This is a genomic window from Aequorivita aurantiaca, assembly GCF_030410135.1.
Classification (GTDB): domain Bacteria; phylum Bacteroidota; class Bacteroidia; order Flavobacteriales; family Flavobacteriaceae; genus Aequorivita; species Aequorivita aurantiaca.
The window spans coordinates 1-1,275 of record NZ_JAUGQQ010000031.1; the positions used below are offsets into that span (position 1 = coordinate 1).

Annotated in this window: 1 protein-coding gene; it reads right to left on the bottom strand. The window is 34.6% G+C overall.

Annotation, left to right across the window (positions count from 1 at the left end; genetic code table 11):
- Positions 1-708: 708 nt before the first annotated feature.
- Positions 709-1,275: hypothetical protein (locus QRD02_RS14260; protein WP_290255634.1), on the bottom strand; the 567-nt coding region annotated here is incomplete at its 5' end.

A 1,275-nucleotide genomic window follows, 5' to 3' on the forward strand; every position in this document is an offset into this window, starting at 1 on the left:
AACGTTTCTGGTGTATGAGCCGTTGCGCGATTTTTGCCCAGGCCCTTCCAAGTACAAAATTGCCTTTTGAAAATCCGATAGGATTTTCAAAGTAGGGGCGGACCAAGCAATGGCTTATACACCGTGTTGTGGGCTGGTTTTTCTCCGCACCTGCTCAGGTTCGACTCCGTCTTCCCGAATTTTTATTTGGTTAAATTATTAAAATTCCAATAATAAAGTCCGATTAAAAGTCAAATTGCTCGGAATTTGATTGTTTCTTATTTTCCAAATCTTGATCACGAAAGTTTGGACGGTAAGTTTGTCAGCCGGAATTTGTCGGCTTTTCCCAAATTTCGATCCAAGGATTAAATCTGATTATATTTTCCTTACTCGCTCAGTTCGGGCGCCAGGTTTTCTGTGGGTAAATTTTATCGAGATTTTTCAGGTATCGTTTCAGTTAAAAATTCCGAGTGATTGATTTTTGGAAGTACCAAAATTTTAATGAATAAAGGTTTTTTATGGATTTCCTTTAAACTTGCCCACAACGGTCTTGTGTATGAAACGTAGCGTATAAAAAGACACTTACTTTTCGGATTAACACAGAGCCGAATTTTTATATTTTGTTTTTAACTTATCAATCTTAAAAGCCAAATTTAAAAATTTGGCGGTCTTACTAAATAAGCGAAAACCTTTCGGGAAGCCTATATTAGCTATGTTTTATACACGTTGTTACACCACGTTTTTCTTTCCGATGTTATATTTTTCAGCCGTTTGTTTGTCAAAAAAAATAGTTATGTGGTCTTGCATTCCAAAGTTTGTTTCGTCTCTAATCTCAAATGCTGAAATCCATATTTCTTTTCCATTTTCAAATTCGATTCGCACGTCTTGTGGGTAATAATTCCGTTCTTTTTCGTTAATTAAACTCCAATATGACCAAAAACTTTCAATTCCGCATATTTTTTCTCCAATCAATTCCGTCCAATTTTGATTTTCCTTTGCGTTATATTTTTTAGCATTATTTTCTGGACTAAAAACGTCTAAAATTTCACCTTTTTTAAACTTCACGTCATATTGTGTGTACTCGCTACCCCAAACAAAATAATACTTTTCCCTGTCATCAGTTATTAATTCAATTCCGAAATCCAATGAGTGGTATTCGCTTTCATCCCAAAAAGGTTCTCCGTAATCAATTTCGTAATAATTTACGTCCGAAATAGATTTTCCAATTAGTTCTTTAATCGGCTTTTCGTAATTGTTGATTTCTATTTCGAGTGTTTTTTTCAAATGTGGTGTAAC